The organism is Pseudomonas neuropathica, assembly GCF_015461835.1.
GTDB classification, from domain to species: Bacteria; Pseudomonadota; Gammaproteobacteria; order Pseudomonadales; family Pseudomonadaceae; genus Aquipseudomonas; species Aquipseudomonas neuropathica.
On the sequence record NZ_JACOPX010000019.1, the window covers coordinates 19,659 to 46,247 of the forward strand.

The 26,589-nt window shown below is 60.3% G+C and carries 23 protein-coding genes; 11 read left to right on the forward strand and 12 right to left on the reverse strand.

Annotation, left to right across the window (positions count from 1 at the left end):
- Nucleotides 1-52: 52 nt before the first annotated feature.
- A complete protein-coding gene (locus tag H8F23_RS24555; protein ID WP_003195146.1) occupies nucleotides 53-304 on the forward strand; it encodes a YfhL family 4Fe-4S dicluster ferredoxin in 252 nt (83 codons plus the stop codon).
- Nucleotides 305-429: 125 nt separating this feature from the next.
- On the opposite strand, the gene H8F23_RS24560 is transcribed toward H8F23_RS24555, so the two are convergent.
- The 3 genes from H8F23_RS24560 to H8F23_RS24570 form a co-directional block, all read right to left on the reverse strand.
- Nucleotides 430-753, reverse strand: a complete 324-nt coding sequence (locus H8F23_RS24560; RefSeq protein ID WP_194936113.1) for a multidrug transporter — start codon at nucleotides 751-753, stop codon at nucleotides 430-432.
- A gap of 69 nt (nucleotides 754-822) precedes the next feature.
- Nucleotides 823-1,635 carry a bifunctional DNA-formamidopyrimidine glycosylase/DNA-(apurinic or apyrimidinic site) lyase gene (mutM, locus tag H8F23_RS24565; RefSeq protein WP_095125836.1) on the reverse strand — a complete coding sequence of 271 codons (813 nt, stop codon included), beginning with the start codon at nucleotides 1,633-1,635 and terminating at the stop codon, nucleotides 823-825.
- A gap of 12 nt (nucleotides 1,636-1,647) precedes the next feature.
- A complete protein-coding gene (locus H8F23_RS24570; protein ID WP_177413922.1) occupies nucleotides 1,648-2,460 on the reverse strand; it encodes an HDOD domain-containing protein in 813 nt (270 codons plus the stop codon).
- A gap of 227 nt (nucleotides 2,461-2,687) precedes the next feature.
- On the opposite strand from H8F23_RS24570, the gene H8F23_RS24575 reads away from it, so the two are divergent.
- The 6 genes from H8F23_RS24575 to ilvD all read left to right on the forward strand — a co-directional run bounded on the left by H8F23_RS24575 (nucleotide 2,688) and on the right by ilvD (nucleotide 10,408).
- Nucleotides 2,688-3,227, forward strand: coding sequence for a type 1 glutamine amidotransferase domain-containing protein (locus tag H8F23_RS24575; protein ID WP_194936114.1), 540 nt, complete (start codon nucleotides 2,688-2,690; stop codon nucleotides 3,225-3,227).
- A gap of 172 nt (nucleotides 3,228-3,399) precedes the next feature.
- On the forward strand, nucleotides 3,400-4,596 hold the full coding sequence (locus H8F23_RS24580; protein ID WP_093429813.1) for a class I SAM-dependent rRNA methyltransferase: 1,197 nt from the start codon (nucleotides 3,400-3,402) through the stop codon (nucleotides 4,594-4,596).
- Between the two features lie 440 nt (nucleotides 4,597-5,036).
- On the forward strand, nucleotides 5,037-6,110 hold the full coding sequence (locus tag H8F23_RS24585) for a SagB family peptide dehydrogenase (protein ID WP_194936171.1): 1,074 nt from the start codon (nucleotides 5,037-5,039) through the stop codon (nucleotides 6,108-6,110).
- A complete protein-coding gene (locus H8F23_RS24590) occupies nucleotides 6,107-7,084 on the forward strand; it encodes a diiron oxygenase (RefSeq protein WP_194936115.1) in 978 nt (325 codons plus the stop codon). The genes H8F23_RS24585 and H8F23_RS24590 overlap by 4 nt, the downstream gene beginning before the upstream one ends.
- The gene (locus tag H8F23_RS24595) at nucleotides 7,077-8,309 is read left to right on the forward strand and encodes a multidrug effflux MFS transporter (protein WP_194936116.1); all 1,233 of its coding nucleotides are present in this window, start codon (nucleotides 7,077-7,079) and stop codon (nucleotides 8,307-8,309) included. The genes H8F23_RS24590 and H8F23_RS24595 overlap by 8 nt, the downstream gene beginning before the upstream one ends.
- Before the next feature lie 257 nt (nucleotides 8,310-8,566).
- Nucleotides 8,567-10,408, forward strand: coding sequence for a dihydroxy-acid dehydratase (gene ilvD / locus H8F23_RS24600; RefSeq protein ID WP_099757433.1), 1,842 nt, complete (start codon nucleotides 8,567-8,569; stop codon nucleotides 10,406-10,408).
- 164 nt (nucleotides 10,409-10,572) lie between these two features.
- On the opposite strand, the gene H8F23_RS24605 is transcribed toward ilvD, so the two are convergent.
- On the reverse strand, nucleotides 10,573-11,634 hold the full coding sequence (locus H8F23_RS24605) for an HAD family hydrolase (protein ID WP_064116295.1): 1,062 nt from the start codon (nucleotides 11,632-11,634) through the stop codon (nucleotides 10,573-10,575).
- Nucleotides 11,635-11,875: 241 nt separating this feature from the next.
- On the opposite strand from H8F23_RS24605, the gene H8F23_RS24610 reads away from it, so the two are divergent.
- A complete protein-coding gene (locus H8F23_RS24610; protein WP_095049438.1) occupies nucleotides 11,876-13,267 on the forward strand; it encodes an L-cystine transporter in 1,392 nt (463 codons plus the stop codon).
- A gap of 88 nt (nucleotides 13,268-13,355) precedes the next feature.
- Here the strand turns inward: H8F23_RS24610 and H8F23_RS24615 are convergent, their stop codons facing one another.
- Complete coding sequence (locus H8F23_RS24615) at nucleotides 13,356-13,868, reverse strand: dihydrofolate reductase (RefSeq protein WP_194936117.1); 513 nt, start codon at nucleotides 13,866-13,868, stop codon at nucleotides 13,356-13,358.
- A gap of 85 nt (nucleotides 13,869-13,953) precedes the next feature.
- Between H8F23_RS24615 and H8F23_RS24620 the strand changes: the two genes are divergently transcribed.
- Together H8F23_RS24620 and H8F23_RS24625 are read left to right on the forward strand one after the other, a co-directional pair.
- Nucleotides 13,954-15,333 (forward strand): DUF2868 domain-containing protein, encoded by a 1,380-nt coding sequence (locus H8F23_RS24620; protein WP_194936118.1) that lies wholly within the window; start codon nucleotides 13,954-13,956, stop codon nucleotides 15,331-15,333.
- Nucleotides 15,326-16,711, forward strand: coding sequence for a GTPase/DUF3482 domain-containing protein (locus H8F23_RS24625; RefSeq protein ID WP_194936119.1), 1,386 nt, complete (start codon nucleotides 15,326-15,328; stop codon nucleotides 16,709-16,711). The genes H8F23_RS24620 and H8F23_RS24625 overlap by 8 nt, the downstream gene beginning before the upstream one ends.
- A 171-nt stretch (nucleotides 16,712-16,882) precedes the next feature.
- Here H8F23_RS24625 and H8F23_RS24630 read toward each other — a convergent pair whose 3' ends face one another.
- From H8F23_RS24630 to H8F23_RS24660, 7 genes are all read right to left on the reverse strand, one after another.
- Nucleotides 16,883-17,443, reverse strand: a complete 561-nt coding sequence (locus H8F23_RS24630) for a phosphonate degradation HD-domain oxygenase (protein WP_194936120.1) — start codon at nucleotides 17,441-17,443, stop codon at nucleotides 16,883-16,885.
- Entirely contained in the window at nucleotides 17,443-18,576 is a 1,134-nt protein-coding gene (locus H8F23_RS24635) for a TIGR03364 family FAD-dependent oxidoreductase (RefSeq protein WP_194936121.1), read from the reverse strand. The genes H8F23_RS24630 and H8F23_RS24635 overlap by 1 nt, the downstream gene beginning before the upstream one ends.
- Nucleotides 18,577-18,694: 118 nt before the next feature.
- Nucleotides 18,695-19,720, reverse strand: coding sequence for a putative 2-aminoethylphosphonate ABC transporter substrate-binding protein (locus H8F23_RS24640; protein WP_007912988.1), 1,026 nt, complete (start codon nucleotides 19,718-19,720; stop codon nucleotides 18,695-18,697).
- Between the two features lie 36 nt (nucleotides 19,721-19,756).
- Complete coding sequence (locus H8F23_RS24645) at nucleotides 19,757-21,481, reverse strand: putative 2-aminoethylphosphonate ABC transporter permease subunit (RefSeq protein WP_194936122.1); 1,725 nt, start codon at nucleotides 21,479-21,481, stop codon at nucleotides 19,757-19,759.
- Entirely contained in the window at nucleotides 21,481-22,557 is a 1,077-nt protein-coding gene (locus H8F23_RS24650; protein WP_194936123.1) for a putative 2-aminoethylphosphonate ABC transporter ATP-binding protein, read from the reverse strand. Before H8F23_RS24650 ends, H8F23_RS24645 begins: the two co-directional genes overlap by 1 nt.
- Before the next feature lie 192 nt (nucleotides 22,558-22,749).
- A complete protein-coding gene (locus tag H8F23_RS24655) occupies nucleotides 22,750-23,613 on the reverse strand; it encodes a LysR family transcriptional regulator (RefSeq protein WP_194936124.1) in 864 nt (287 codons plus the stop codon).
- Nucleotides 23,614-23,626: 13 nt separating this feature from the next.
- Nucleotides 23,627-25,936 (reverse strand): heavy metal translocating P-type ATPase, encoded by a 2,310-nt coding sequence (locus H8F23_RS24660; protein WP_194936125.1) that lies wholly within the window; start codon nucleotides 25,934-25,936, stop codon nucleotides 23,627-23,629.
- 84 nt (nucleotides 25,937-26,020) lie between these two features.
- Here H8F23_RS24660 and cadR point away from each other — a divergent pair, with 84 nt between their 5' ends.
- The gene (gene cadR, locus H8F23_RS24665) at nucleotides 26,021-26,470 is read left to right on the forward strand and encodes a Cd(II)/Pb(II)-responsive transcriptional regulator (protein ID WP_016983204.1); all 450 of its coding nucleotides are present in this window, start codon (nucleotides 26,021-26,023) and stop codon (nucleotides 26,468-26,470) included.
- Nucleotides 26,471-26,589 lie beyond the last annotated feature (119 nt).

Consider the following 26,589-nt stretch of genomic DNA (forward strand, 5'->3'; position numbering starts at 1 on the left):
TTGCGCGCATTGATTTATAGCGCCCGGGCCTGCCGCCCCGGCTGGAGTTAGCATGTCCCTGATCATCACCGACGATTGCATCAACTGCGACGTCTGCGAACCCGAGTGCCCGAACGCCGCCATCTCCCAAGGCGAAGAGATCTACGTGATCGACCCGAACCTGTGCACCCAGTGCGTCGGCCACTACGACGAACCACAATGCCAGCAGGTCTGCCCGGTGGATTGCATTCCGCTGGACGAAGCGCATCCGGAGACTGAAGAACAGTTGATGGAGAAATACCGCAAGATTACCGGCAAGGCTTGAGTCTTCCAGCGCCTGTACAGACGCCATCGCGAGCAGGCTCACTCCTACATTGGAACGCATTTCAACTGTAGGAGTGAGCCTGCTCGCGATGAGGCCGTCAGCCACACAGGAAATCCCTGATCAGCTTACTCGCGCTGCTCAAACCCCTCCCCGATACACCCCAGGCACCGCACAAAAGCGGCTTTAGCCGGATCAACTACCAGCGCCTGCCCGGCATCGCCCACCCCGCCGCCCAGTGCGGTAAACGGCAACGACACGACGAACGCCCCCGCACCGATCACCGTCGCCACCACCAATAAAGGTCGGGCAATCAGCAAGTCGCCGATCATCGCGTAGGCCGGTGGATTCTGGATGGTGTAGCGCGGGTCACCGCTGCCGTTTTCCGTGGCCTGAACAGCCAGACTGGAACACAGCAGCAGCGCAACAAAGAGGATTTGCAAGGATTTCATGGCACGATCCTTCGGGCTGAACAGTGAGAGCACTCACTATAGACCGTAGGACTTTTTCAGCCTGTTGTCTCAGGTCTGGCAGCGCGGGCAGAACACACTGGCACGCTGGCCGAGCTTCACTTCACGCAAACCGGTACCGCAGACCTTGCAGTGTTCACCGCCACGGCCATAGACAAACAGTTCCTGTTGGAAATACCCCGGCTGACCGTCGCCGCCAATGAAATCGCGCAGCGTCGTACCTCCGCGCTCGATGGCAGCGGCCAGAATGCGTTTGATCTCGATCGCCAGCTTCAGATAGCGCCCCCGGGAAATGCCCCCGGCCTCGCGGCGCGGATCAATCCCGGCGGCGAACAGCGCTTCGGTCGCGTAAATATTGCCGACCCCGACCACCACTGCGTTGTCCATGATGAACGGCTTGACCGCCATCGACCGCCCGCGTGATAGCTGAAACAAGCGCTCGCCATCGAACAGATCGGTCAGTGGCTCAGGCCCCAAGCGAATCAGCAGTTCATGGTTGAGCGGGTCGTTGCTCCACAGCATCGCGCCGAACCGGCGCGGATCGGTGTAGCGCAGCGCCAGCCCTGACTCCAGCTCGATATCGACATGTTCATGCTTGAGCGCCGGCAAACCGGCTTCGACCAGACGCAAATTACCCGACATGCCCAAGTGGCTGATCAGCGTGCCGACTTCGGCGTTGATCAGCAGATACTTGGCGCGACGCTCGACCAGCACGATGCGCTGCCCCGACAGGCGCACATCAAGGTCTTCGGGGATCGGCCAGCGCAACCGCCGGTCACGCACGATTACCCGACTGACACGCTGGCCTTCCAGGTGCGGAGCAATCCCGCGACGGGTGGTTTCGACTTCCGGCAGTTCAGGCATAGCGTCCTCGAATCAATGCGCGCCGAGGTCGCGGATCGTTTGTTTGAGGGTTTCGAAGTCGTAATCCGACAGCCCTACATAATCGAGTACCAACGGCCCGACGGCGTTCCATTCGAAATCTTCGGTCTGGTTGCCCAACACGCGGTAAGACGCACAAATGTGCTCGGCCATTTTCAGGATTGCCAGCAGGTTTTTCAGCTGACTGTTGCGCGACGACTCATCACTGAAGATCGCCAGGGCATTGTGGTGATTGGCAATCGCCGCACTGACATGCTCCGGCAGACGCCAGGACTTGGCGGTGTAGTAGCCGACCACGGCGTGGTTGGTGTTGAACTCGCTGTTCTCGGTGTCGACGACACGACATTCGGCGCTGGCATTGGCGTAGGCGGTTTCCAGCACCGACATGTAGTTAGGAAAGCGCTGCAGCATCAGCGGCACGCCACAGTCGTGGAACAGGCCCAAGGCATACGCCTCATCGCCGGCCTGAGTGCCGACACGCTTGGCCAGCGTCAGGCAGGTCATCGCCACGTCCTGGGCGGTGTCCCAGAAACGGTTGAGGGTGACGATGGTGTCGTCGTTCATCTCGCCCTTGATCGACTGCGCGTTGATCAGGTTGATGATCGAGCGGCTGCCCAACAGGTTCACCGCACGCTGGATCGAGGTGATCTTGTTGCTCAAGCCGTAATACGGCGAATTGACGATCTTCAGCAACGAGCCGGACAGGCCAGGATCCTGGGCGATCAGCTTGGCGATCACCTCCAGGTCCGGGTCGGGCATGTACTGCTCCATTTGCAGATCCACCATGATCTGCGGTTGCGCAGGCACGCTGATGCCTTGCAGCGATTGTTGAATCTGTTCGGTGGTCAGCTCTTGGGACATAAGTACACACTCTGGGACAGGCGGCGATTCTAACCGCTGAAACCGCAGGGCGACACACCGATGGGCACATCGCAGGAACTTTCATTCAAGCTCAGGCTTCGGATTTTGTAAGGCCCGCTGGACAGTTTCTGTCCGACGCGGCAACAAATTCCCGCAGACTCAGGAGCTTATCGATGGCCACTTCCCTAAACGGCAAGCGCGTCGCTTTTTTGGTAACCGATGGTTTCGAACAAGTTGAATTGACAGGTCCCAAGCAAGCGCTGGAACAGGCTGGCGCGCAGGTCGACATCCTTTCGGCCGAGGCTGGCAAGGTCAAAAGCTGGAATCACGACAAACCGGCAGACGATTTCAAGGTCGACCAGACCTTCCAGGCCGCCAGCAGCGAGCAGTACGACGCGATCGTCCTGCCGGGCGGCGTGCAGAACTCCGACACCATCCGCATTGATCAGGACGCCCAGCACCTGGTCAAGACCGGCGCCTCTGCCGGCAAACCGATTGCGGTGATTTGCCATGGCGGATGGCTGCTGATTTCCGCCGGGCTGGTCAACGGCAAGACCATGACCAGTTACAAGACACTCAAGGATGATCTGGTGAATGCCGGGGCCAACTGGGTCGATAAAGAAGTGGTCAAGGATGGTCACCTGATCAGCAGCCGTCAGCCGGATGATATTCCGGCGTTCAGCAAGGAGCTGATCACCGCGCTGTCGGCGTAGCATTCGAGGCCGCCTCGCGTGCAAGCTCGCTCACACATTAGATGTTGGATCGACACAAGGTCCCTGTGGGAGCGAGCTTGCTCGCGAAGAGGCCATCAGCGTTTCATCGCTCATCAAACCCGGCACAAGTCGCAACACGCTATACTCCCGCTCTTTTTTCCGGAGCGACGTCATGTCCCTGCCTAGCTTGCGCCTCAAAGCCAACGCCGACCGTCGCCTGCGCGCCGGTCACTTGTGGGTCTACAGCAACGAAATCGATGTAGCCGCCACCCCGCTGCACGGCTTCAATGCCGGCGACCAGGCCATCCTCGAAGCCGCTGGCGGCAAGCCGTTGGGCATCGTGGCGATGAGCCCGAACAACCTGATCTGCGCCCGCCTGCTGTCGCGCGATATTAAAGTTGCGCTGGACAAGTCGCTGCTGGTGCACCGTCTGAACGTGGCCCTGTCACTGCGCGAGCGCCTGTTCGACAAACCGTTCTATCGTCTGGTCTACGGTGACTCCGACCTGTTGCCAGGCCTGGTCGTTGACCGTTTCGGCGACATCCTTGTGGTGCAGATTGCCTCGGCGACCATGGAAGCGCACAAAGATGACGTGATCGCGGCCCTGACCCAAGTGCTCAAGCCAAGCGGCATCCTGTTCAAGAACGACTCCGCCGCCCGTGATGCCGAAGGCCTCAACCGCTACGTCGAAACCGTGTTCGGCCTGGTGCCGGAGTGGGTGGCGCTGGAAGAGAACGGCGTGAAATTCGAAGCCCCGGTCATTCAGGGGCAGAAAACCGGCTGGTTCTACGACCACCGCATGAACCGTGCACGCCTGGCCCCTTATGCCAAAGGCAAACGCGTTCTCGACCTCTATAGCTACATCGGTGGCTGGGGTGTGCAGGCTGCGGCATTCGGCGCCAGCGAAGTGTTCTGCGTCGATGCTTCGGCTTTCGCTCTCGACGGTGTTGAGCGCAACGCTGCGCTGAACGGTTTCGCCGACAAAATGACCTGCATCGAAGGCGACGTCTTCGAAGCCTTGAAAGAGCTGAAAGCCAGCGAAGAGCGCTTCGACGTGATCGTGGCTGACCCGCCAGCGTTCATCAAACGCAAGAAAGACATGAAAAACGGCGAAGGCGCCTACCGTCGCCTGAACGAGCAAGCCATGCGCCTGCTCAACAAGGACGGCATCCTGGTCAGCGCGTCGTGCTCGATGCACCTGCCGGAAGATGACCTGCAGAACATCCTGCTGACCAGCGCCCGTCACCTGGATCGCAACATCCAGTTGCTCGAGCGTGGTGGCCAGGGTCCGGATCACCCGGTGCACCCTGCCATCGCCGAAACACGCTACATCAAGAGCATCACCTGCCGCCTGCTGCCAAACAGCTGATTTTATGCGGATAACGGGGAGCCAGCAGGCTCTCCGTTCTGGTTTCTGGCATCGCCCTTCCCTTCGCTATCTTCCTGGACTTCCTACAACTATATTCCCGCAGACATGCAGGACATTTCCTTACGTCTTTTAATTACTGAAACTTGCCCTACAAGTTTATTTCCAGCTAAAGATTGCTCCGACAAAATTACTGGAAATTTCCTACCTAATATCCCCTTGCCAATAATCCATTACAAACTATTATGAAGTTGTCACCACGAGGTGACTTCAACTATCAATGAACAAGGAGTTCACATCATGAAAAGTATTTCTCTGGAAAGTAAAAAAATCGCAAACCTGGCTTTTCTGGTTGCCCCTAAAGCCCGTTAAGTAAGTCAGGACGCTGGGGAGTGCCGGCAACCCGGCGTCCTTTTGACTTCTTCCAGAGTGAAACGATCAATATGCACATCAATCCTTACTTGTTTATATTGCCGCGCCAGACCGGACAAGTTGTGTGGAATTATAAAAACCATACACAACACGAACTTGATCTGAACTATGCAACTCGCCTTGCGCAACTAATCAACGACCCTCAACTTTTCGACGCGCACAACATAATAGACACACAACTATTGAGCGCAGATATTCTGACCGTTTCAAAAATAGACAATCCGCCATGGGGCTGGGATGAGTTGTCGAAGATTTATCACATCGGCACACAAAATATTCCCTGCGAACATACCCCACAGAATATTCACGAGTGGTCCAGGCAATATCTGGCGCACTGCAACGAAGTACTGGCCACCCCACAGCCTGCTGCAGACCGCCCGACGCCAGCACCCGAGCAGCGTATCGCCCTGCCTGCGCCGTGCGCTTTGAATAACGACCGCCTGGGAAATGTTCTGCTCCAGCGCAAAACCTGCCGCTCCTATACAGGTGCAGCGATAACGCTGAAGGACGTCGGCACCCTGCTTTACCTTTCCCTCGGTTATCTCCATGAACGAGACAATGATCGCGACGACAGCATCGCCCAAGGACTAAGCGCACGGCGAAGCAGTCCTTCCGCGGGGGGCCTGAACGCTTGCGAAGGCTTCCTCCTGGTGCAGAACGTCGATGGCCTGGAGCCCGGCATCTATGCCTATCATCCGGCCGACCACACCCTGAGCCGGATCAATCCGCTGCCTCAACCAGCGCTGGGCCAATTGCTCGGCGGTCAGCACTTCATCAACAACCTGCCGCTAGGGTTGTTCATCACCGCCCGTTTTGACCGGCTCTGGTGGAAGTACGAACATTCGCGGGCCTATCGCATGGCCTTCGTTGAAGCGGGCCACTTGTCGCAAACCTTTCAACTGGTCGCCACGGCACTGGGCCTCAACACCTGGCTGACCGGCGCATTTGCCGACCAGCAGGTCGAAGCACTGCTCAATCTCGAGGGCAGCGCTGAACAACCGCTGTTCTTTGTTGGCTGTGGACAAAGCGACGGGCAAGTGATGTGCCACGAGATGCGCGAGCTGTTGCGCGAGGGACAGGCATGACCCTGTCGATGGCCGACTCTGATCAAGCGCCGGTCTCCTGGGCGCTCAAATTCACCTTGGGAGACTGGGAAAGCCGGGCCTCGGTGCGCAGCAGTACCCATGACTATCAATTGCCCGACGATGTGCCGCTGCAACTGCAAACCCGCCACTGGTTCCCGCCGGCATTTCTGCCTTATCTGGCACATCCGGCCATCCAGGCGGCGGGGCGCGACGTACAGCATCGACTGGCAGCCAACCATCTGGTGCATTTTCTCGATTACACCACCTTGCTTGAACACCGCATCGTCAATCGTGCAGTGGAAGTCATCGTGCACCGGGAACTGCCTCTTTATGTGCCTCTGCCGATGAAGCACGCCGCGCTGCAGCTCTACACCGACGAGGGTTATCACGCGCTGTTCTCCAATCGCCTCGCCGAACAGATCGCCGCGTTCTACGGGTTCACCGGACGTCCGACGATTCCGAAGCGCATCAGCCGCCTCAACGCACTGATCGCCCGCACCCCGGAAAACAACCGGCCACTGGCATGGTTTCTGCTCGGTTTCGTCTCGGAAACCATCATTGCCCGCGAACTGCTGGACGTCTGCCGCGACAGCCTGGTGTCCAGCGTCAACGACATGCTGCGCGACCACCTGACTGACGAAGCCCGCCACAGCCGCTACTTCAGCGAGGTGTTCCATTATTTCTGGCTGTCGATGAACAGCCGCCAGCGTGCGTTTGTGAGCCGGACACTGCTGGAGATCATCGGGATTTTTTTCGAGGCCGACGAACGCTGGCTGCAACAGAGCCTGCGAGGGGCAGGCATCGCCGACAGTGACGTGAAACAAATCGTCGGCGGCATGGCAACGGTGCAAGCCAACCGGGCCCGTGCACGATCAGGCGCCATCGCAACGCTGGACGCACTACGCAAGGCCGGTTTTTTCGCACTTCCCCATAACCAGAAACTTTTCGCCAAGGCGGGACTGATCGATGGATAAAGGACAATCCTTGGCAACCACCAGGCAGCGCCGCGCCGCTGTCAGCCTGTTGCTGGCCATGGTGCTGCTGGGTGTGTTTCCACTGGACGTGCTGCTGCCCTCCTTTCCGGCAATGGCGACGCACTTTCTCCGTTCACCGGCAGACATCGCACTGTCCATCAGCCTGTTCGCCGTGGGGATCGCGTTTGCCCAGCTCTTGATCGGCCCCCTCTCGGACGTGATCGGGCGCAAGGGCCTGTTACTCGCCGGCATGAGCGTATCGATGCTGGGTGCGTTCGGTTGCGTGATGACCTCCGATTACACGCTATTCCTGGTGTTTCGGGTGATGCAGGCCTTGGGCTGTGGATGTTTCGTGCTGTCGCAGGCACTGGTGCAGGATCTGTTCGAAGGTGAAGAGCGCGACCGGTTACGGATCCTGATGGTCACGGCGACCGGGATATTCATTTCGGTATCGCCGCTGGCCGGGACTTTTCTCCAGGCGACACTTGGTTGGCGCGGCAGCTTCTGGATCTTTTCCGCACTGTCCGCCATGGTGCTGATCAAGGCCTGGCTGTTTTTACCGAGCAGCCGTCCGGCCTCAGGTGGTCCGCCGACCGGCTTCATTCAATCCTACCGGCGCGTGCTGGGGGACTTCGAGTTTGTCGGCTACTGGCTGATTTCGGCGTTTGCCTTCGCCTGCCACTTCTCGTTCATCGTGATTTCGCCGCTGATTTTCATGGACCAACTGCAACTCGCGCCTTACGACTTTTCGCTGATCCTGCTGGTTTACGGTGCGGCATATGTTGTCGGCGGGATCATCGCCGCGGTACTCAATCGACGCATCACCCCGGTTCAGCAAATCTTCACCGGGCTGAGTCTGATACTGCTGTCGGGACTGGCAATGCTGTACCTGGCAGCCAATCATGTGTTGGCGCCGGCCACGGTGTTGATCCCGATGCTGATCTGCACCGCCGGCACCACCATTGCCCGCCCAGCCGCCACCTCTAGGGCCATGGGCCTGTTTCCTGAGAACGCCGGCACATCGGCCTCGGCGGGCAGTACGATCATCTTTATTTGTGGCGGCCTGATCAGCGCATTGATCAGCCTCAGTCCGGCCAATCTGCAATTGACGCTGGGCTACAGCTTTGTGCTGCTGAGCGCGATCGCGCTGGTGCTCAACAACCGGCTCAGCCGTCGCGCGAAAAACCTTGAAGGCAACGTCATGGCGCAGACCGGCGGTGATTAAACCCGCCGATCGTCATCCCATACACGCCGTCGGCACTGGAACAACGCTTTGCGCCATTCCCTCCAGACGCCAGCGGTGTAGAATCGGCTGATTCATCGCCATTCATCCCCCGGCGGGTTTATGAGCTCAGGCTGAGACCAGCGGCGATCCCGCAACGTCATCGGCAACTTCACGGACACACGGCCATTTCTGAGTGTTCCAGACGTCAATAGAAGCTCACTCCCCTTTGATACCTGATTAGCCGCCCGGAGTGCTCCATGCCAGATTACCGCTCGAAAACATCCACCCACGGCCGCAACATGGCCGGTGCCCGCGCACTGTGGCGCGCCACGGGGATGAAAGATGACGACTTCAAAAAGCCGATCATCGCCATTGCCAACTCGTTTACCCAGTTCGTACCGGGCCACGTGCACCTGAAGGACCTCGGTCAATTGGTCGCCCGTGAAATCGAACGCGCCGGTGGCGTGGCCAAGGAATTCAACACCATCGCCGTGGATGACGGCATCGCCATGGGCCACGACGGCATGCTGTATTCGCTGCCGAGTCGCGAAATCATCGCCGACTCCGTCGAGTACATGGTCAACGCCCACTGCGCCGACGCCATCGTCTGCATCTCCAACTGCGACAAGATCACCCCGGGCATGCTGATGGCTGCCTTGCGCCTGAACATTCCGGTGATCTTCGTTTCCGGCGGCCCGATGGAAGCCGGCAAGACCAAACTCGCTTCCCACGGCCTCGACCTTGTCGATGCCATGGTGATCGCCGCCGACGCCAGCGCTTCTGACGAGAAAGTCGCTGAGTACGAGCGCAGCGCCTGCCCGACCTGCGGTTCGTGCTCCGGCATGTTCACCGCCAACTCGATGAACTGTCTGACCGAAGCACTGGGTCTGGCATTGCCCGGCAACGGTTCGACCCTCGCCACCCACAGCGACCGCGAACAACTGTTCCTGCAGGCCGGCCGCACCATCGTCGAGCTGTGCAAACGCTACTACGGCGAGAACGATGAGTCGGTATTGCCGCGCAACATCGCCAACTTCAAGGCGTTCGAGAACGCGATGATGCTCGACATCGCCATGGGCGGCTCGACCAATACCATCCTGCACTTGCTCGCTGCCGCTCAGGAAGCCGAGATCGATTTCGACCTGCGCGACATCGACCGTCTCTCGCGCAGCGTCCCGCAACTGTGCAAAGTGGCGCCGAACATCCAGAAGTACCACATGGAAGACGTGCACCGCGCTGGCGGTATCTTCAGCATCCTCGGTTCGCTGGCCCGTGGTGGCCTGCTGCACACCGACCTGCCGACCGTGCACAGCCGCAGCATGGAAGAAGCCATCGCCAAGTGGGACATCACCCAGACCGACGATGAAGCCGTGCACCACTTCTTCAAGGCCGGCCCTGCCGGTATTCCGACACAGACGGCGTTCAGCCAGTCGACCCGTTGGGAAACCCTCGATGACGACCGTGAGAACGGCTGCATCCGCAGCTTCGAACACGCCTATTCGCAAGAAGGTGGTTTGGCCGTGCTGTACGGCAACATCGCGCTCGATGGCTGCGTGGTGAAAACCGCCGGCGTTGACGAGTCGATCCACGTCTTCGAAGGCAACGCGAAGATCTTTGAAAGCCAGGACAGCGCCGTACGCGGCATCCTCGCTGACGAAGTGAAGGAAGGCGACATCGTCATCATTCGCTACGAAGGCCCGAAAGGCGGCCCGGGCATGCAGGAAATGCTCTACCCGACGTCGTACCTGAAATCCAAAGGTCTGGGCAAAGCCTGTGCGCTGCTCACCGACGGTCGTTTCTCCGGCGGCACGTCGGGTCTGTCGATCGGCCACGCTTCGCCAGAAGCAGCAGCCGGCGGCGCGATCGGTCTGGTGCAGGACGGCGACAAGGTGCTGATCGACATTCCGAACCGCTCGATCAACCTGTTGGTCAGCGACGAAGAACTGGCCGCACGCCGTGCCGAACAGGACAAGAAAGGCTGGAAACCGGTCGAGGTGCGTCCACGCAAAGTGACCACCGCCCTCAAGGCCTACGCCCTGCTGGCGACCAGTGCCGACAAGGGTGCTGTGCGTAACAAAGCGATGCTCGACGGGCTGTAAGCGTCAAATCGCCGAAACAAAAATGCCCCGCCAAGTGCGGGGCATTTTTTTGTTTGAAGAATGAAAACCCGATCCCTGTAGGAGCTGCCGAAGGCTGCGATCTTTTGATCTTGCCCTTAAAACAAGATCAAAAGATCGCAGCCTTCGGCAGCTCCTACAGGGGATTATTGGATTTCCTCAGGCTTGACGATCACCCAGTTCTTGTCCGCCGTCACCGGCAAACCTTCCTTGGCCTGCGCCGCCGCATGCTTGGCCATCATGCCGTTCAACTGCGTCATGTACTTGTCCTTGCGGTTGATCCACAAGTGAATACCGCCCTTGGCCACATCGACATCGTGGAACAGCATGTAACCGTCGCTGGTCGGGGTATCGCCACCGACCAATACCGGTTTTTTCCATTCATCGATGTAGGTCAGAATCGCTGCGTGCTTGCCGGCCATCCACGTCGCCGGCGTCCACAGATACGGCGTCAGTTCGAGCCCAAGGTTGGCCTTCTCGTCATATTTGCCGGCGGTGATCTGCTTGCGTGCCGTGGTCAGTTCGTTGGTTTCGCGGTTCTTCAGCAGCGTGGTCACGCCAATGACGTTCTGCGGTTTGACGTTGTAGCCATACTTCGGATCCGCCGCGACCATACGCACCAGCTCCTCAGAGGCGGCGGTCATCACATAGACCTCGATGCCGTTCTCCATCAGCTTGTTGTACAGCTCTTGCTGGCCGGTGAAGATCTTCGGCGGATTGACGTCGAGTTTCTTGACCACATCGCCTTCGTAGTAAGTCGCTGGCACCGGCTTGCCCGAAGCCATCAGCTCATCGACGTAGCCTTTGAGTTCCTTGAGGGTGAAACCGGAGAACACCTGCGCCACCCACGGGTAGCAGACCATGTCGTCGACTTCGCAGAGGCGATAGTAGTAACTGAACAGGCTTTCCTTGTGGTCGGCGGTGTCCTTGAACGGCATCAGTTTCAGGGAAGGGTCGAGTTTGTCGCGGGTGATCAGGCCCTTGTTTTCCATGAACGGCAACAAGGATTCTTCGAGGTCGTAGCGGTAACTGGTGTTGTCCATGTCGAACACCGCGTAGTTACCCTTGTTGGCGTTGGCGGCGATCATCGCGTCCAGCGCCTTGGCCTGATCGGCCGGCCAGTGTTTCAGGTCAGTAGCGAACGCCTGAGTGGCCAGACCCATGCCCACAGTCAGTGCGACAGCCAGAAATTTCGGTGCGAACTTCATAAGCCTCTTCTCCCTGATTCAAAGAGATCGACGCTAACAAATTAGTGTGACAGTCCTCGTCTGACAGCGACCGTCCGCGTCCCTATCGCGCCAGATGCATTGCCGAGAGCGACACGGGCTTATTCCAAAAACGACGGTTGCCCTAAGATTTCGGTATTAAATCATTGCAAATCAAGCTGTTAGGCTTGCCGGTTCGCAGCAGCCCCGGAAGGCTGTTGGCACAGTCTTTCCTGGAGATATCATGAATCTACCGTTGATTCTCAACCTGCTGGTGTTCCTCGCCCTGCTCTTCGGTCTGGCACAAACCCGCCACACCACGTGGAGCCTGGCGAAAAAAGTCCTGCTCGCGCTGGTGCTGGGTGTTGCGTTCGGCGTAGCCCTGCACACCGTTTACGGTGCCGGCAACCCGGTGCTGAAAGCGTCGATCGGCTGGTTCGATCTGGTCGGCAACGGCTACGTGCAGTTGCTGCAAATGATCGTCATCCCGTTGGTGTTCGCCTCGATCCTCAGCGCCGTGGCACGCCTGCACAATGCTTCGTCGCTGGGCAAGATCAGCTTCCTGACCATCGGCACCCTGCTGTTCACCACTGCGATCGCGGCGCTGATCGGCATCGGCCTGACCAACCTGTTCGGCCTCACCGCTGAAGGTCTGGTCGCCGGCACCCAGGAAATGGCCCGTCTGCAAACCATTCAGACCGACTACGCCGGCAAGGTCGCCGACCTGAATGTGCCGCAACTGCTGCTGTCGTTCATCCCGCAAAACCCGTTTGCCGACCTTGCACGGGCCAAGCCAACCTCGATCATCAGCGTGGTGATTTTCGCCGCGTTCCTCGGAGTCGCAGCGCTGCAACTGCTCAAGGATGACGTTGAGAAAGGTCAGAAAGTGATCAACGCCATCGACACCCTGCAAGCCTGGGTGATGCGTCTGGTGCGTCTGGTGATGAAACTGACCCCGTACGGCGTGCTGGCGCTGATGACCAAAGTAGTCGCCGGTTCCAACCTGCAAGACATCATCAAACTCGGCAGTTTTGTGGTGGTGTCGTACCTCGGTCTGGGCCTGATGTTCGTCGTGCACGGTTTGCTGGTTTCCGCGGCGGGTATCAACCCGTTGCGCTTCTTCCGCAAGATCTGGCCGGTGCTGACGTTCGCGTTCACCAGCCGTTCCAGCGCCGCGAGCATTCCGCTGAGCATTGAAGCGCAGACCCGTCGTCTGGGCATTCCACAATCGGTGGCGAGTTTTGCTGCGTCGTTTGGTGCGACGATTGGCCAGAACGGTTGCGCCGGTCTGTACCCGGCGATGCTGGCAGTGATGGTTGCGCCGACAGTTGGTATCAACCCGCTGGATCCGCTGTGGATTGCGACGCTGGTGGCGATTGTGACCTTGAGTTCGGCGGGTGTTGCCGGTGTCGGTGGCGGCGCGACGTTCGCGGCGCTGATCGTGCTGCCGGCGATGGGCTTGCCGGTGTCACTGGTGGCGTTGCTGATTTCGGTTGAGCCGCTGATCGATATGGGCCGCACGGCGTTGAACGTGAGTGGTTCGATTACCGCTGGGGCGATTACCAGTCAGGTGATGCAACAGACTGATAAAGAATTGCTGGATGCGGATGAGCATGCGGAGCTGGCTCAAGCGTAATGTAAAGCAAGATCAAAAGATCGCAGCCTTCGGCAGCTCCTACAGGGAACGCGGATACCGTGTAGGAGCTGCCGCAGGCTGCGATCTTTTAAGCTTTTTCCCAGACTTCGAAGTTGTACGCGGGTTTGTCGCCTTCAGCCGGATTCGGCAGATTCGACACCAGTTTCCACTGCTCCAAATCAAACTCTGGAAACCACGCATCCCCTTCCGGGCTCAACGCGACACGGGTCAGATACAGACGATCCGCCTGCGCCAGCCCTTGCGCGTACAACTGCGCGCCGCCAATCAGCATCAGCTCATCAACGCCCTGTTCCTTCGCCCATTCCTCGGCGCGAACCACGGCAGCTTCCAGCGACGGATAAACTTCCGCACCTTCGAGCACCAGACCGGTCTGACGGCTGACCACGATGTTCAAGCGCCCCGGCAATGGCCGGCCGAGCGAATCCCAGGTCTTGCGACCCATGATGATCGGCTTGCCCAAGGTGGTGGCCTTGAAGTATTTGAAGTCCCCCGGCAGGTGCCAGGGCATGCTGTTGTCGACGCCGATCACGCGGTTTTCACCGAGGGCTGCGATCAGGCTGAGGGGGAGTGATTTAGTCATGCCGGCGAGGATACCAGAGCCTCGCTTACCCGGATAAGCGCCACAGCGGTTATGCTCTTCAATCAATTAAGCGACGGGATGCCGCGTGACTGAACTGACTCCACTGCAAAATCTCTGGCTCACCGAGACCGTGCGCCTGCGCGAAGAACACGCAGGCCCATTGGATGATCTGGAAGCCAACCGACAGGCGCGCACGGCCGGCGGCGATCTGCCGAGCCGCATTCAGCGCCGGGCTTTATGGCTGGCCGAGCGTGACGGGCTGACGGCGGCCCTCAAACACTGGCTGCAAGGTGCGCGTCTGGCGCTGGTGCTGATGGCGCTACTGGCCTGCGTCACTGGTGCAGGTATGGCATTTTCTGCGCTCGGCGACGGCACACGAGCGGTCAATATTTTCTGGGCGCTGGGCACCTTGCTCGGGGTCAATCTGATCCTCCTGCTGAGCTGGGCGCTGGGCCTGCTTTTCGCTGGCGAACACGGAGCAGCGCTCGGCCGCCTGTGGCTGTGGCTCAGCGAAAAATTTGCCCGGGACGCCAAAGCCGCGCAATTACCCCCCGCATTACTGGTCTTGCTGCAACGCCACAAACTCAATCGCTGGGCGATTGGCACGCTGGTCAATGGCCTGTGGCTGCTGATCATGTTCAGCGCGCTAAGCATGCTGATATTGATGATGGCCACTCGGCAATATGACTTCATCTGGGAAAGCACGCTGCTGGGCGCGGACTTCTTCGCGGCACTGACTGATGCGTTGACCGTCATTCCCCATGCGCTGGGCTGGAGTGCGCCGAGCGTGGACATGATTCGCGTGACGCTGGACACCGATTACAACCGCGTCCTGGTTCGCCAGATGTGGGCGATATGGCTGGTCGGCGCGGTGCTGATCTATGGCGTGCTACCCCGTCTGCTGCTGATGCTGTTCTGCCGTTGGCGCTGGAAGCGTGGTCGGGATCGCTTGCGTCTGGAGCTGAATCTGCCCGGCTACGCGCAACTGCGCGAACGTCTGATGCCGACCAGCGAACGCCTCGGCGTCAACGACCCGGAGCCGGCACAATTGCACCGCGTCGAAAGCGCCGTCGGCGAATTCGCCAGTGAAGGCGCATTGCTGGTGGCCATCGAACTTGACGAACAACGCCCATGGCCGCCCGCGCTGCCAAAGAATGTCAGCAACGCCGGCATCCTCGACAGCCGCGAATCACGCCACAAACTCCTCGAACAACTCAGCCGCTTCCCGCCGGCACGTCTGGCGATTGCCTGCGACCCACGGCGTTCACCGGATCGCGGCAGCCTCGCCTTGATCGCTGAACTGGCGCGTAGCGCGGGCGAGACTCGCGTCTGGCTGCTGCAAGCACCGCCCGGTGAAGCGCTGGATGCCGAGCGCCTCGGCGACTGGCACATCGCGCTGCAACAGCTGGATCTGCAGTTTGCCGATTGCGCACCGTTGAACTGGCTGGAGAGTGGCCATGACTGATGCCTGGAAAGCGCCGCTGAAACTCGCGGTAGTCGGCCACACCAACGTCGGCAAAACCTCGCTGCTACGCACGCTGACCCGCGATGTCGGCTTCGGCGAAGTCTCCCATCGCCCGAGTACCACGCGGCATGTCGAAGGTGCGCGGTTGTCGGTGGACGGCGAGCCGTTGCTCGATCTCTACGACACGCCAGGGCTGGAAGATGCCATCGCTCTGCTCGACTTCCTCGAACGACTGGAGCGGCCCGGCGAACGCCTCGATGGCCCGGCGCGGCTGGCGCGGTTTCTCGACGGCAGCGAAGCGCGCCAGCGTTTCGAGCAGGAGGCGAAAGTGCTACGGCAACTGCTCGCCTCCGACGCCGGTTTGTATGTGATCGACGCCCGCGAACCGGTGTTGGCCAAGTATCGCGATGAGCTGGAAGTACTCGCCAGTTGCGGCAAACCGCTGCTGCCGGTACTGAATTTTGTCAGCAGCGCCAACCATCGCGAGCCAGATTGGCGTGAAGCGCTGGCGCGGCTTGGGCTGCATGCGCTGGTGCGTTTCGACAGCGTGGCGCCGCCGGAGGATGGCGAGCGGCGGCTGTATGAAAGCCTCGCGCTGCTACTGGAAAATGCCCGACCGCAACTGGAACGCTTGATTGCTGATCAACAGGCTCAGCGCCTCGCGCGTCAGCAAAGTGCGGCGCGATTGATTGCTGAATTGTTGATCGACTGTGCCGCGTGCCGGCGCAGTGTGGTCAGCGACGTTGAGCAGGAACAGCAAGCGATCAGCGAGCTGCGCAAGGCTGTGCGCCAGCGTGAGCAGAAGTGTGTTGAGGCGCTGCTCAAGCTGTATGCGTTCCGCCCGCAAGATGCGGCGGCGAGTGATTTGCCGCTGCTGGATGGGCGCTGGGGCGATGACTTGTTCAATCCGGAAACCTTGAAGCAACTCGGCGTGCGCGTGGGTGGCGGCATTGCTGCCGGTGCGGCGGCAGGGGCTGGTGTGGATTTGCTGGTCGGCGGGATTACCCTTGGCGCGGCGGCGCTGGCGGGTGCAATTGCCGGTGGTGCGCTACAAACGGCGCGCAGTTATGGCAGCCGGTTGCTGGGCAAGATCAAAGGGCAACGCGAGCTGACAGTGAATGACGGGGTGTTGCGGCTGCTGGCGTTGCGTCAGCGGCAGTTGGTGTTGGCGCTGGATCAGCGTGGGCATGCGGCGATGGATGCGGTTCAGGTGGCAACGCCGCAAGATAAAACCTGGCGTGAGGGCAAGTTGCCTGAAGCGCTGAACAAGGCGCGGGCGCATCCGCAGTGGTCGTCGCTCAATCCGCAGGCGAAATTGAATCAAGCGGAAAGGCAGGAGCAGATTGAGGCGTTGGTTGATCGGGTGCTTGAGCTTTAGATCGCTACCCCCTCACCCCAGCCCTCTCCCCCAAGGGGTAGAGGGGGAAGGGAGCAGATCTCCAGGCTTTTCAAACCTGAGTTCGACTGGATATTTCAGGTCGGCGTATGACAGAAGATCACTCGGTCGGCCCCCTCTCCCTCCGGGAGAGGGCTGGGGTGAGGGTTGCAATCACCCGGCCGACAACAAAACTTCAGCCTTACGCTTGAGCACCGCCAGATCAATCACCGGCACCGCCCTCTCCTTCGCCAACTCATCCCACTGCCGCATCCGCAGGCTGACCGCACACAACGGATCCCGCGCAAACGCATCCGCCTCAGCCTCGGTCATCACCCCGCCCTGATATTCCAGGGTCCGCCGACTCGCCTCACTCAAGCGTTCGTAATACCCCGGCTCACGCAACGTCAAATACCGCTTGGCCTGCACGTGATATTCCACCAACCGCGCCATACGCTCGCTGAACCCGGCCTCACGCAAATAATCCGCACCCAGTCGCTCATGACTGACCACGCCATACCCGCCCATGTTCTCCGCCCCCTCGGCACACAAATGGCCGATGTCATGGAAGAACGCCGCGAGCACCACTTCATCATCGAAGCCTTCGGCCATCGCCAGCTCGGCAGCCTGGGACATGTGCTCGATCTGCGACACCGGCTCGCCGATGTAATCGCTAGTGCCAAAGCGTTCATACAACCCGAACACCCGGGCGACGACTTGCCCGTGACCTGTCATCAAGCTTCCTCCAGCAACTGCGCGATATTGCGCTCAGCCAACGCCGGGCCGACGCTCATGCCGACGCCGGTGTGCATCAGCGCCACACTTAGCCCCGCTGCCGGGCGCAGGAACGAGAACGGCCCCGGCCCCCGGGAACCATAGACGCCCTGCCAGCGCTCGACCACTTGCACCTTGCAGCCCAGCGTCTGCTCGGCCAGTTCGAGCATCCAGTTGTCCACTTGCTCGGCGTTGAACGGGGAAGGATCGCTGCCGTAATGGTGCGAGTCGCCGATGATCAGTTCGCCGTAAGGCGTCGGGCTGATCAGCAGGTGGATGCCGTTGTCGTGCAGGTGCGGTTGCTCACGGAGGATTTGCGCCTGCACCGCCGCCGCTTCCGGCAGATCGGCGAAGGCGCCGTAGTGCACGCAGCTGAGGCCGGTGAGCAAGGCGTGTTGCAGATTCAGGTTGATCTGCGGTTTGGCGCGGAGCATTTGCAGACGGCAGATTTGCGGGTCGAGTGCGGCAATCGGCTCGGCCAGCAAAGTCTGATAATCGTGGCCGGAGCAGACGATAATCTGCTTCGCCGTGAAACTGCCGACGGTGCTGCGCAGACGTCCCGGTTCGACATCGCGCACCAGCGTGGAGAAATGAAACTCCACACCAAGGTCGCGGTGCAGATAATCGATCAGTGCCGGAATCGCTTCGCGCGAATACAGCTGTTGATCGTCCATACCGTGCAAGGCGGCACGGTGGTGGCTGAACTGACCGTGATACAGATCGCGCAAGGCAGCGCCGCGCAGCAACTGGATGTTGTAACCGTGTTCCACGGCGCGACCGTTGCAGAAGGTTTCGAGCAGGTGTTCTTCGGCTTCGGTTCTTGCGAACAGGTAGGAGCCATTGCGCTTGATTTGCAGGCCGGCGAGTTGCGCCCAATCGCCCCAGATGTCGCGGCTGGCCTTGGCCAGTTCGAGCATGGTGCCCGGTGGCTGGCCGGTGACCAGCGCCTGGCCGAAGTTGCGCACCGAGGCGCCAAGGGGCGTGGCGGTACGTTCGAAGACGGCGACCTTGAGGCCGCGTTTGGCAGCGGCGTAGGCGTGCGATAAGCCGAGAATGCCGGCGCCGACGATCAGCAGGTCTTTGTGTTGTGTCATCTGGATGCTGTCCTGCATGGGAGACCGCTTTCGCGAGCAGGCTCGCTCCTACAGTTGGAATGCGTTCCCCTGTAGGAGTGAGCCTGCTCGCGATGAGGCCCGGTCAGACTACGAAGATTTACTTGGCAGCCACTTTCTCGGACTTGCCGTCATAACGCTTGCGCCACTCGGTCAGGATCTCGTCGCGGTTCTTCGACGCCCAGGCAAAGTCGTTCTTGATCAAGCGCTGCTCGTAATCTGCCGGTAATTCGGTCTGCGGCTTGGCGATCCCTGGCTGCGCAAGGACGGCGAAGTTCTCCTTGTACAGATCCATCGCCTCAGCGCTGGCAGAGAAGTCAGCCAGTTTCTTGGCTGCCTCTTCATGCGGCGTACCTTTGATCACCGCCGTCGCTTCGATCTCCCAACCCAGGCCTTCCTTCGGCAGGATGATGTCCAGCGGCGCGCCCTGACGCTTGAGCTGTACCGCCGGGTATTCAAAGGAAATACCAATCGGGAACTCGCCCGCCGCTGCCAGTTTGCAAGGCTTGGAACCGGAGTGAACGTACTGCCCGATGTTCTGGTGCAGACCGTCCATGTAGGCCCAGCCCTGCTTCTCGCCGAAGGTTTGCAGCCAGGCGCTGACGTCAAGGAAACCGGTGCCGGACGACGCCGGATTCGGCATGACGATCTTGCCCTTGTACTCAGGTTTGGTCAGGTCCTGCCAGCTCACGGGCTTGGTCAGGCCCTGCTTCTCGGCCTCGACGGTGTTGAAGCAAATGGTCGCGGCCCAGACATCCATGCCGACCCAGGCTGGCGGGTTGGCGGCGTCGCGGTAGTTCGCGCCGATCTTGCCGAGGTCCTTTGGTGCGTAGCTCTGCAACATGCCTTGCTGATCGAGGATCGCCAGGCTCGAAGCCGCGAGGCCCCACACCGCATCAGCCTGCGGACGAGCCTTCTCGGCGAGCAGTTTGGCAGTGATGATCCCGGTTGAATCGCGCACCCACTTGATTTCGACGTCCGGATTGGCCTTTTCGAACGCTTCCTTGTAGGACTTCAGTTGCTCGGCTTCGAGGGCGGTGTACACCGTCAACTCGGTTTTTGCCGCGAAGGCATTCAGGCTGAAAGTAGCGAGCACAGCAGCGGCCAGGGCCATAGGCTTGAACATGATCGTTTTCCTGTAATGAGTTGAACGGGGTTGGAATCAGTGACCGGGCGCGGTTTGCCGCCAGGCTTGAGAACGGCGCAGCAAGCCGCGCGAAGCCCACGCCAGCAGCAAGGACACGCCCGCCGAGGTGAACAGAATCAGGGTCGACATCGCTGCCGCACCGCCAACGTTGCCAGCGTCATCCATGTTCAGCACTGCCACCGCCGCAAGGATGGTGTCGGGGCTGTAGAGGAAGATCGCCGCCGACACCGTGGTCATCGCCGAGACGAACAGGTAGCGCACGATATCCAGCAGCGCTGGAAGGCAGATCGGTACGGTGACACGCAGGTAGTGGCGGTACAGCGGCGCTTTGAGCGACAGCGCGGCGGCTTCGAACTCGGCATCGAGTTGGCGCAGCGCGGTGGTCGCGGTCATTTGTGCGGTGGTCAGGTAGTGCGCAATCGTGCAGACGATCAGCAGCGTCATCGTCCCGTAGAGCACATGCAGCGGGTTACCCGTGAGGTTGAAGAAGAAGACGTAACCCAGACCGAGCACCAGCCCCGGCACCGCCATCGGCACAAAACTGAGCATGCGCAGGGCCAGGTTGAGTCCGCGTTGGCTGCGGGTTTTCTCCATCAGGTAAGCGCCGGTGAAGATCAGCACGCTGCCGATCAGCGCCGTGCCCAACGCCATTTTCAAACTGTTGCTGTAGGCCAGCCAGCCACCGCCAGCAGTTTCGTTGAACTGGTAATGATTGAGTGACAGCGACAGGTTGTACGGCCAGAACTTCACCAGCGAGGAAAACACCGCCATGCCGAACACCAGAATCAACGCAGCGCTGATCAATAAGACGATCGCCAGATAGCAGCCATCGCGCAGCTTCGACGGCGCCGGTTTGAACACCTGCGCCCGACCGCTCATGGAGTCACCGTGACGGCGGCGCAGCCACGCATCGACGCCGAAGCTGAACAGTGCCGGCAGCAACAGCACCATGCCGATCAACGCGCCGCGACCAAATTGTTGTTGGCCGACCACGGCTTTGTAGGCCTCCAGCGCCAGCACTTGATAGTCGCCACCGACCACCACCGGCACGCCGAAATCGGTGATGGTCAGGGTGAACACCAGACAGAACGCGGCGAATACTGCTTGCCGAGTGGCCGGCCAGGTGATGCTGCGGAAAGCCTTGGCGGGACTGGCGCCCATGCTCGACGCGGCATCAAACAGACGCGCATCGGCCAGCGACAGCGCCGAGAGCAAAATCATCAATGCATGCGGGAAGGTGTAAATCACCTCACCCAGCACAATCCCCCAGAACCCGTAGATGTTGTCCGAGAGCAGGCCGCGCAACATACCCTGGTTGCCGAACAGATAAACCAGCGCAATCCCCGGCAGCATCGACGGCGCCATCAGCGGCAGCAGGGAAATCCCGCGCCAGATGCCCTTGGCCGGAATCAGCGTGCGTTGCAACGCATAGGCAAACAGGTAAGCCAGCGGTACGACGATGGCCGCGACGCTGAGGGAAACTTTCAGGCTGTTGCCGAGCAGCCAGTGGAAATTCTCGCTGGTCACCAGCTCCTTCGCCGCGACCCAGCCACCGCCCTGCCCGGCTTCACTGCTGAAGCCACGCCAGAAGATCGCCAGCAACGGCAGCAACACCGCGATACCGAGCAGCACCAGCAAGAGGACTTTGCCGCCGACGACAAAAATGCGATCGCCGATCTCGGCTTTCGAAGTCTGGCGCACCTGCTTGTGCGGTAGCGGCAGCGCGAGGTTGCTGTTCATCAGGCAAACACCTGCAGGCTGCGCGGCGGCAAGGCGACCATGATTTGCTGGGCGCCGAGGCGCGGCATGGCTTCCGGGGCGAGTTCGGCGAGCAAGGCGTGGCCAGGCAATTGATCGAGTTCGAAGCTCATGCGACAGCGGTTGCCGAGGAAGGTGATTTCGCGGACTTTGGCCGGGAACAGGTTTTCTTCGTGCACCGGCGGGTTGACGTTGATCGCTTCCGGGCGGCAGAACAGACGGCCCGAGGCGCCGCTCACACTGCCATCCGCCAGACGCACATCCATCCCGCCAACCCTGGCGTGGCTGTCGCTGCTGCGCTGGAATGGCAACCAGTTGCCCTGCCCGACGAACTCGGCCACAAACGGCGTGGCCGGACGGTTGTAGATTTCCTGCGGGGTGGCGTACTGCTCGACGCGGCCGTTGTTCATCACGGCGATGCGGTCGGCCATCAGCATGGCTTCGTCCTGATTGTGCGTAACCATCAGGGTGGTGATGCCGAGGTTGCGCTGCAGTTGCCGCAGTTCGGTGCACAGATGCTCGCGGACGCGGGCGTCGAGGGCGGACATCGGTTCATCGAGCAACAGCAGCGAGGGTGCGGGTGCCAAGGCCCGAGCCAGAGCAACGCGCTGTTGCTGGCCGCCGGACAACTGGCCGGGGTACTTTTTCTCGCTGCCGGTGAGGCCGACCAGTTCCAGCATCTGGCCGACGCGACGGCGCACTTCATCACGGCCGCTGCCGGCGAGGCCGTAGGCAATATTCGCTTCGACGGTCAGATTGGGAAACAGCGCGTAGGACTGAAACAGAATCCCATAGTCGCGGGCTTGTGGGGCGAGGTGCGAAACGTCGCGGTCGCCGAGGTACAGCTCGCCACTGTCCTGCTTCTCCAGACCGGCGATGCAGCGCAGCAACGTGGTCTTGCCGCAGCCCGACGGGCCAAGCAGGCACACCAGCTCACCGGCGGCGACGTCGAGGGAGACGTTATCCAGCGCAGTGAACGCGCCGAAGCGTTTCTGCACGCCGCGCACTTTCATGGGGGCGCCGGGGTTGGTCAGGGCAGTTGCGATGGCAGGATTCATGGACAGACCTCATCAAGCGGATGAGGCCAATCCTAGAGTTGTAATGCGTCCGTCATGTGGCAGTGAGGCAAAAACGGCCGATAGTGGTATTCGGGGATTTTGGTTGGAAGTCAAAAGATCGCAGCCTTCGGCAGCTCCTACACTGGAATGCGTCCCCTGTAGGAGCTGCCGAAGGCTGCGATCTTTTGATCTTCAGGCCGGAGACATTTCCTGCGCCAACCCAAGAAACGCCGCCGGCAACCGCGCGCCCTTCCTTTCTTTAAGGCAATAAAGGTACTCAGGAATCTGCGGCGCATTCTCGATCGTCAGCACCCGCAACTGCGGATCATGCGGCACTTCCTGCCGGGCAATAATACTGATGCCGATATTGCGCAACACCGCCTCCCGAATCGACTCACGACTACCAATCTCCAGCAACGGCCCAAAACTTACCCCGGCGCTGGCCAGCAACTCTTCCGTCAGCCGCCGCGTCGTTGAGCCGGTTTCGCGCATCAACAAGGTATGCCCGGCCAGTGCGCTCAATGTCACATGATCATAGGCCGCCAGCGGATGGTTGCGATGCACCGCCAGCACCAGTGGATCAGTGCCGAGCACCCGGCGAATCAATCGCGCATCGTCGAGCAACTGTGACGAAGCGGCGACGTCCACTCGGTAATCCTCCAGCGCTTCGAGCACCTGCTGCGAGTTACCGATTTCCACCGACACTTCCACCTGTGGCAAGCGCTCGCGGAAGGTCTTCACCAGATCGAGGATGTAATACGGCGCCGTCGCGGCAATGCGCAAAGTACCCTGCACCTGACCGCTGTTGCGCAGGAAGAACTCGATGTCGGCCTCCTGCTGCAACAGCGTCTTGACCATCGGCAGCAACCGCGCACCTTCGTCGCTGACGCTCAGACGCCGGCCGCCACGGTAGAACAGTTCCACCGAATACTGGCTTTCCAGATTGCGGATCTGCGTGGTCACGGTCGGTTGGCTGAGACCGAGTTTTTTCGCCGCCAGCGTGATGCTGCCCAGGCGGGCGACCATGTAAAACGCTTTCAGCTCGGCACTCAGCACAACCTTTCCTCATCTATTTGCGCAGCAGGCGCAAACCGTTGAACACCACCAACAGACTCACGCCCATGTCGGCAAACACCGCCATCCACATGGTGGCGAGTCCAGCGAAGGTTACCGCAAGAAAGATAGCCTTGATCACCAGCGCCAGCGCGATGTTCTGTTTCAGGATGCTGGCGGTGTTGCGCGACAAGCTGATGAACGCCGGGATTTTGCGCAGATCGTCGTCCATCAGGGCGACATCGGCGGTTTCGATGGCGGTGTCGGTACCAGCAGCGGCCATGGCGAAACCGATCTCGGCGCGGGCCAGTGCCGGCGCATCGTTAATGCCGTCGCCGACCATGCCGACACGATGGCCCTGCTTGTACAGGTCTTCAATGGCTTGCAGCTTGTCAGTCGGCAGCAAATCGCCCCGAGCTTCATCGATGCCAACCTGCGCGGCAATTGCTTGGGCGGTGTGGACGTTGTCGCCGGTGAGCATCAGGGTTTTCACCCCGAGTTCGTGCAACTGGCGGATCGCTTCGCGGCTGGTCTCCTTAACGGTGTCGGCCACAGCAAACAGCGCCAGCGGGCCGGAGCTGTCGAGCAGCAGCACCACGGATTTACCCTGTTTCTCCAGCGCGAAGAGTTTTTCTTCCAGCGCTGGCGAGCACAGACCGAGTTCTTCGACCAGACGATGGTTACCCAAGTGGTAGGTCTGGCCGTTGATCTCGCCTTTGACGCCACGCCCGCCCAACGCTTCGAAGTTATCCACAATCAGCGCATCGAAGTTTTTATCCACAGCGGCGTTGGCGATGGCCAACGATACCGGGTGATCGGAACGTCCGGCCAACGCCGCAGCGATTGCTGGTGCGGTGGCATCGGCGGTTGGATCGAGCGACAGGTAATCGGTCTGCACCGGTTTGCCGTGGGTGATCGTCCCGGTTTTATCCAGCGCCAGATAGTCGAGCTTGAAACCGCCCTCCAGGTACACGCCACCCTTGACCAGAATGCCTTTGCGCGCCGCTGCCGCGAGGCCGCTGACGATGGTCACCGGAGTGGAAATCACCAGTGCACATGGGCACGCGACCACCAGCAACACCAGCGCACGGTAGATCCAGTCAAACCACACAGCGCCCATGAACAGCGGCGGAATGATCGCCACGGCCAAGGCAAAGACGAACACCACCGGCGTGTAGATTTTCGAAAACTGATCGACGAAGCGCTGGGTCGGTGCGCGCGCCCCTTGGGCTTGTTCGACGGCGTGGATGATCCGCGCCAAGGTCGAATTGTTCGCCGCAGCGGTGACCGCGTATTCCAGCGAACCGGCCTGGTTGATGGTGCCGGCGAAAACTTTGTCGCCGACGGTTTTCTCGACTGGCAGGCTTTCACCGGTGATCGGCGCCTGGTCGATGGTCGAACTGCCGCTGACCACTTCGCCGTCCAGCGCGATACGCTCGCCGGGTTTCACTCGCACGCGGGCACCGAGTTCGACGCTTTTCACGTCCTGTTCGACCCACGAACCGTCAGCCTGCAACACCGTGGCTTGCTCCGGCGTCATTTGCATCAGGCCGCTGATCGCGTTGCGCGCACGGTCCAGCGAGCGCGCCTCGATCAGCTCGGCAACGGTGAACAGGAACATCACCATTGCCGCTTCCGGCCACTGGCCGATGAGGATGGCACCGGTGACGGCGATGCTCATCAGCGCATTGATGTTGAGGTTGCGGTTCTTCAGGGCGATCCAGCCCTTTTTGTAGGTGCTCAAGCCACCGCTGAGGATCGACACCAGCGCGATGATCGCCACCACCCAGGTCGGTGCGGCGTTGGTGAAGTGAATGACTTCGGCAGCGAGGGCGCCGACACCGGACAGCGCCAAGGGCCACCAGTGCTTTTTCACTGGCGCCGGGGCCGGTGCTTCGACGCCCGCCTCCAGGGGCTCGGCGTGCATGCCGAGGGATTTGATCGCTTCGGTGATCGGCTCGGTGCCCGGCAGGTTATGGGTCACGCCGAGTACGCGGTTGATCAGATTGAATTCCAGTTGCTGCACGCCGGCGAGTTTGCCGAGCTTGTTCTGGATCAGCGTCTGCTCGGTCGGGCAGTCCATCGCCTCGATGCGGAAACTGCTCAGCCGCGCGTCGGCGGTGGTCTTTTCGCTCAGTTGCACCAACGCAGGCGCTGCAGCTTTCGACGAGCAGCAGGAATCTTCGTGCGCATGAACCGGTGCCGGCGCAGCGACTTTCGACCCGCAGCAAGCATCGCCACCCTGTGAATGTTTATGCACTGGCTGCAATTTATGACTGTGATCGTGCCCGTCGCCGGGCTTATGGGTGTGCTGGGAATCGCTCATTGGTCGCGTCCATGAAGGTGCCTGTTGCCAAGTAAAGACCCTGTAGCCACTATAGGGTCAAGCACCCTTTTGGAGATTGTCGTCATGAAGATCGGAGAACTGGCCAAACTCACCGACTGCGCCGTGGAAACCATCCGCTACTACGAACGCGAAAACCTCCTGCCGGAACCGGCTCGCAGCGACGGCAACTACCGCGTCTACACCCAGGCCCACGCCGAACGCCTGACCTTCATCCGCAACTGCCGCACCCTCGACATGACCCTCGAAGAAATCCGTAGCCTGCTGGCCATGCGTGACAGCCCGCAGGATCAGTGTGAAAGCGTGAATACGCTGATCGATGAACACATCCAGCATGTGAAGGCGCGGATTGATGGCTTGTTGGCGTTGCAGACACAACTGCTCGACCTGCGCCAACGTTGTGGCGAAGGGCCGATGGCCGATCAGTGCGGAATTTTGCAGCGCCTGGAAGTGAGTGGCGGGGTTGTCGCAACCGAAGTCGAACATTCACACGTAGGCCGCAGCCACGGCCATTAAGAACACCACAAAACACTGTGGGAGCGAGCTTGCTCGCGAAAGCGGTGGTTCAGTCGACACTTCTATCAACTGAAACTCCACTTTCGCGAGCAAGCTCGCTCCCACAGGGCTGTTGCGTA

Coding starts and splice junctions, on each gene's coding strand:
- H8F23_RS24555 (WP_003195146.1), top strand. CDS start 53: ATGTCCCTGATCATCACCGACGATTGCATCAACTGCGACGTCTGCGAA.
- H8F23_RS24560 (WP_194936113.1), bottom strand. CDS start 753: ATGAAATCCTTGCAAATCCTCTTTGTTGCGCTGCTGCTGTGTTCCAGT.
- mutM (WP_095125836.1), bottom strand. CDS start 1,635: ATGCCTGAACTGCCGGAAGTCGAAACCACCCGTCGCGGGATTGCTCCG.
- H8F23_RS24575 (WP_194936114.1), top strand. CDS start 2,688: ATGGCCACTTCCCTAAACGGCAAGCGCGTCGCTTTTTTGGTAACCGAT.
- H8F23_RS24580 (WP_093429813.1), top strand. CDS start 3,400: ATGTCCCTGCCTAGCTTGCGCCTCAAAGCCAACGCCGACCGTCGCCTG.
- H8F23_RS24585 (WP_194936171.1), top strand. CDS start 5,037: ATGCACATCAATCCTTACTTGTTTATATTGCCGCGCCAGACCGGACAA.
- H8F23_RS24590 (WP_194936115.1), top strand. CDS start 6,107: ATGACCCTGTCGATGGCCGACTCTGATCAAGCGCCGGTCTCCTGGGCG.
- H8F23_RS24595 (WP_194936116.1), top strand. CDS start 7,077: ATGGATAAAGGACAATCCTTGGCAACCACCAGGCAGCGCCGCGCCGCT.
- ilvD (WP_099757433.1), top strand. CDS start 8,567: ATGCCAGATTACCGCTCGAAAACATCCACCCACGGCCGCAACATGGCC.
- H8F23_RS24605 (WP_064116295.1), bottom strand. CDS start 11,634: ATGAAGTTCGCACCGAAATTTCTGGCTGTCGCACTGACTGTGGGCATG.
- H8F23_RS24610 (WP_095049438.1), top strand. CDS start 11,876: ATGAATCTACCGTTGATTCTCAACCTGCTGGTGTTCCTCGCCCTGCTC.
- H8F23_RS24615 (WP_194936117.1), bottom strand. CDS start 13,868: ATGACTAAATCACTCCCCCTCAGCCTGATCGCAGCCCTCGGTGAAAAC.
- H8F23_RS24625 (WP_194936119.1), top strand. CDS start 15,326: ATGACTGATGCCTGGAAAGCGCCGCTGAAACTCGCGGTAGTCGGCCAC.
- H8F23_RS24630 (WP_194936120.1), bottom strand. CDS start 17,443: ATGACAGGTCACGGGCAAGTCGTCGCCCGGGTGTTCGGGTTGTATGAA.
- H8F23_RS24635 (WP_194936121.1), bottom strand. CDS start 18,576: ATGACACAACACAAAGACCTGCTGATCGTCGGCGCCGGCATTCTCGGC.
- H8F23_RS24640 (WP_007912988.1), bottom strand. CDS start 19,720: ATGTTCAAGCCTATGGCCCTGGCCGCTGCTGTGCTCGCTACTTTCAGC.
- H8F23_RS24645 (WP_194936122.1), bottom strand. CDS start 21,481: ATGAACAGCAACCTCGCGCTGCCGCTACCGCACAAGCAGGTGCGCCAG.
- H8F23_RS24650 (WP_194936123.1), bottom strand. CDS start 22,557: ATGAATCCTGCCATCGCAACTGCCCTGACCAACCCCGGCGCCCCCATG.
- H8F23_RS24660 (WP_194936125.1), bottom strand. CDS start 25,936: ATGAGCGATTCCCAGCACACCCATAAGCCCGGCGACGGGCACGATCAC.
- cadR (WP_016983204.1), top strand. CDS start 26,021: ATGAAGATCGGAGAACTGGCCAAACTCACCGACTGCGCCGTGGAAACC.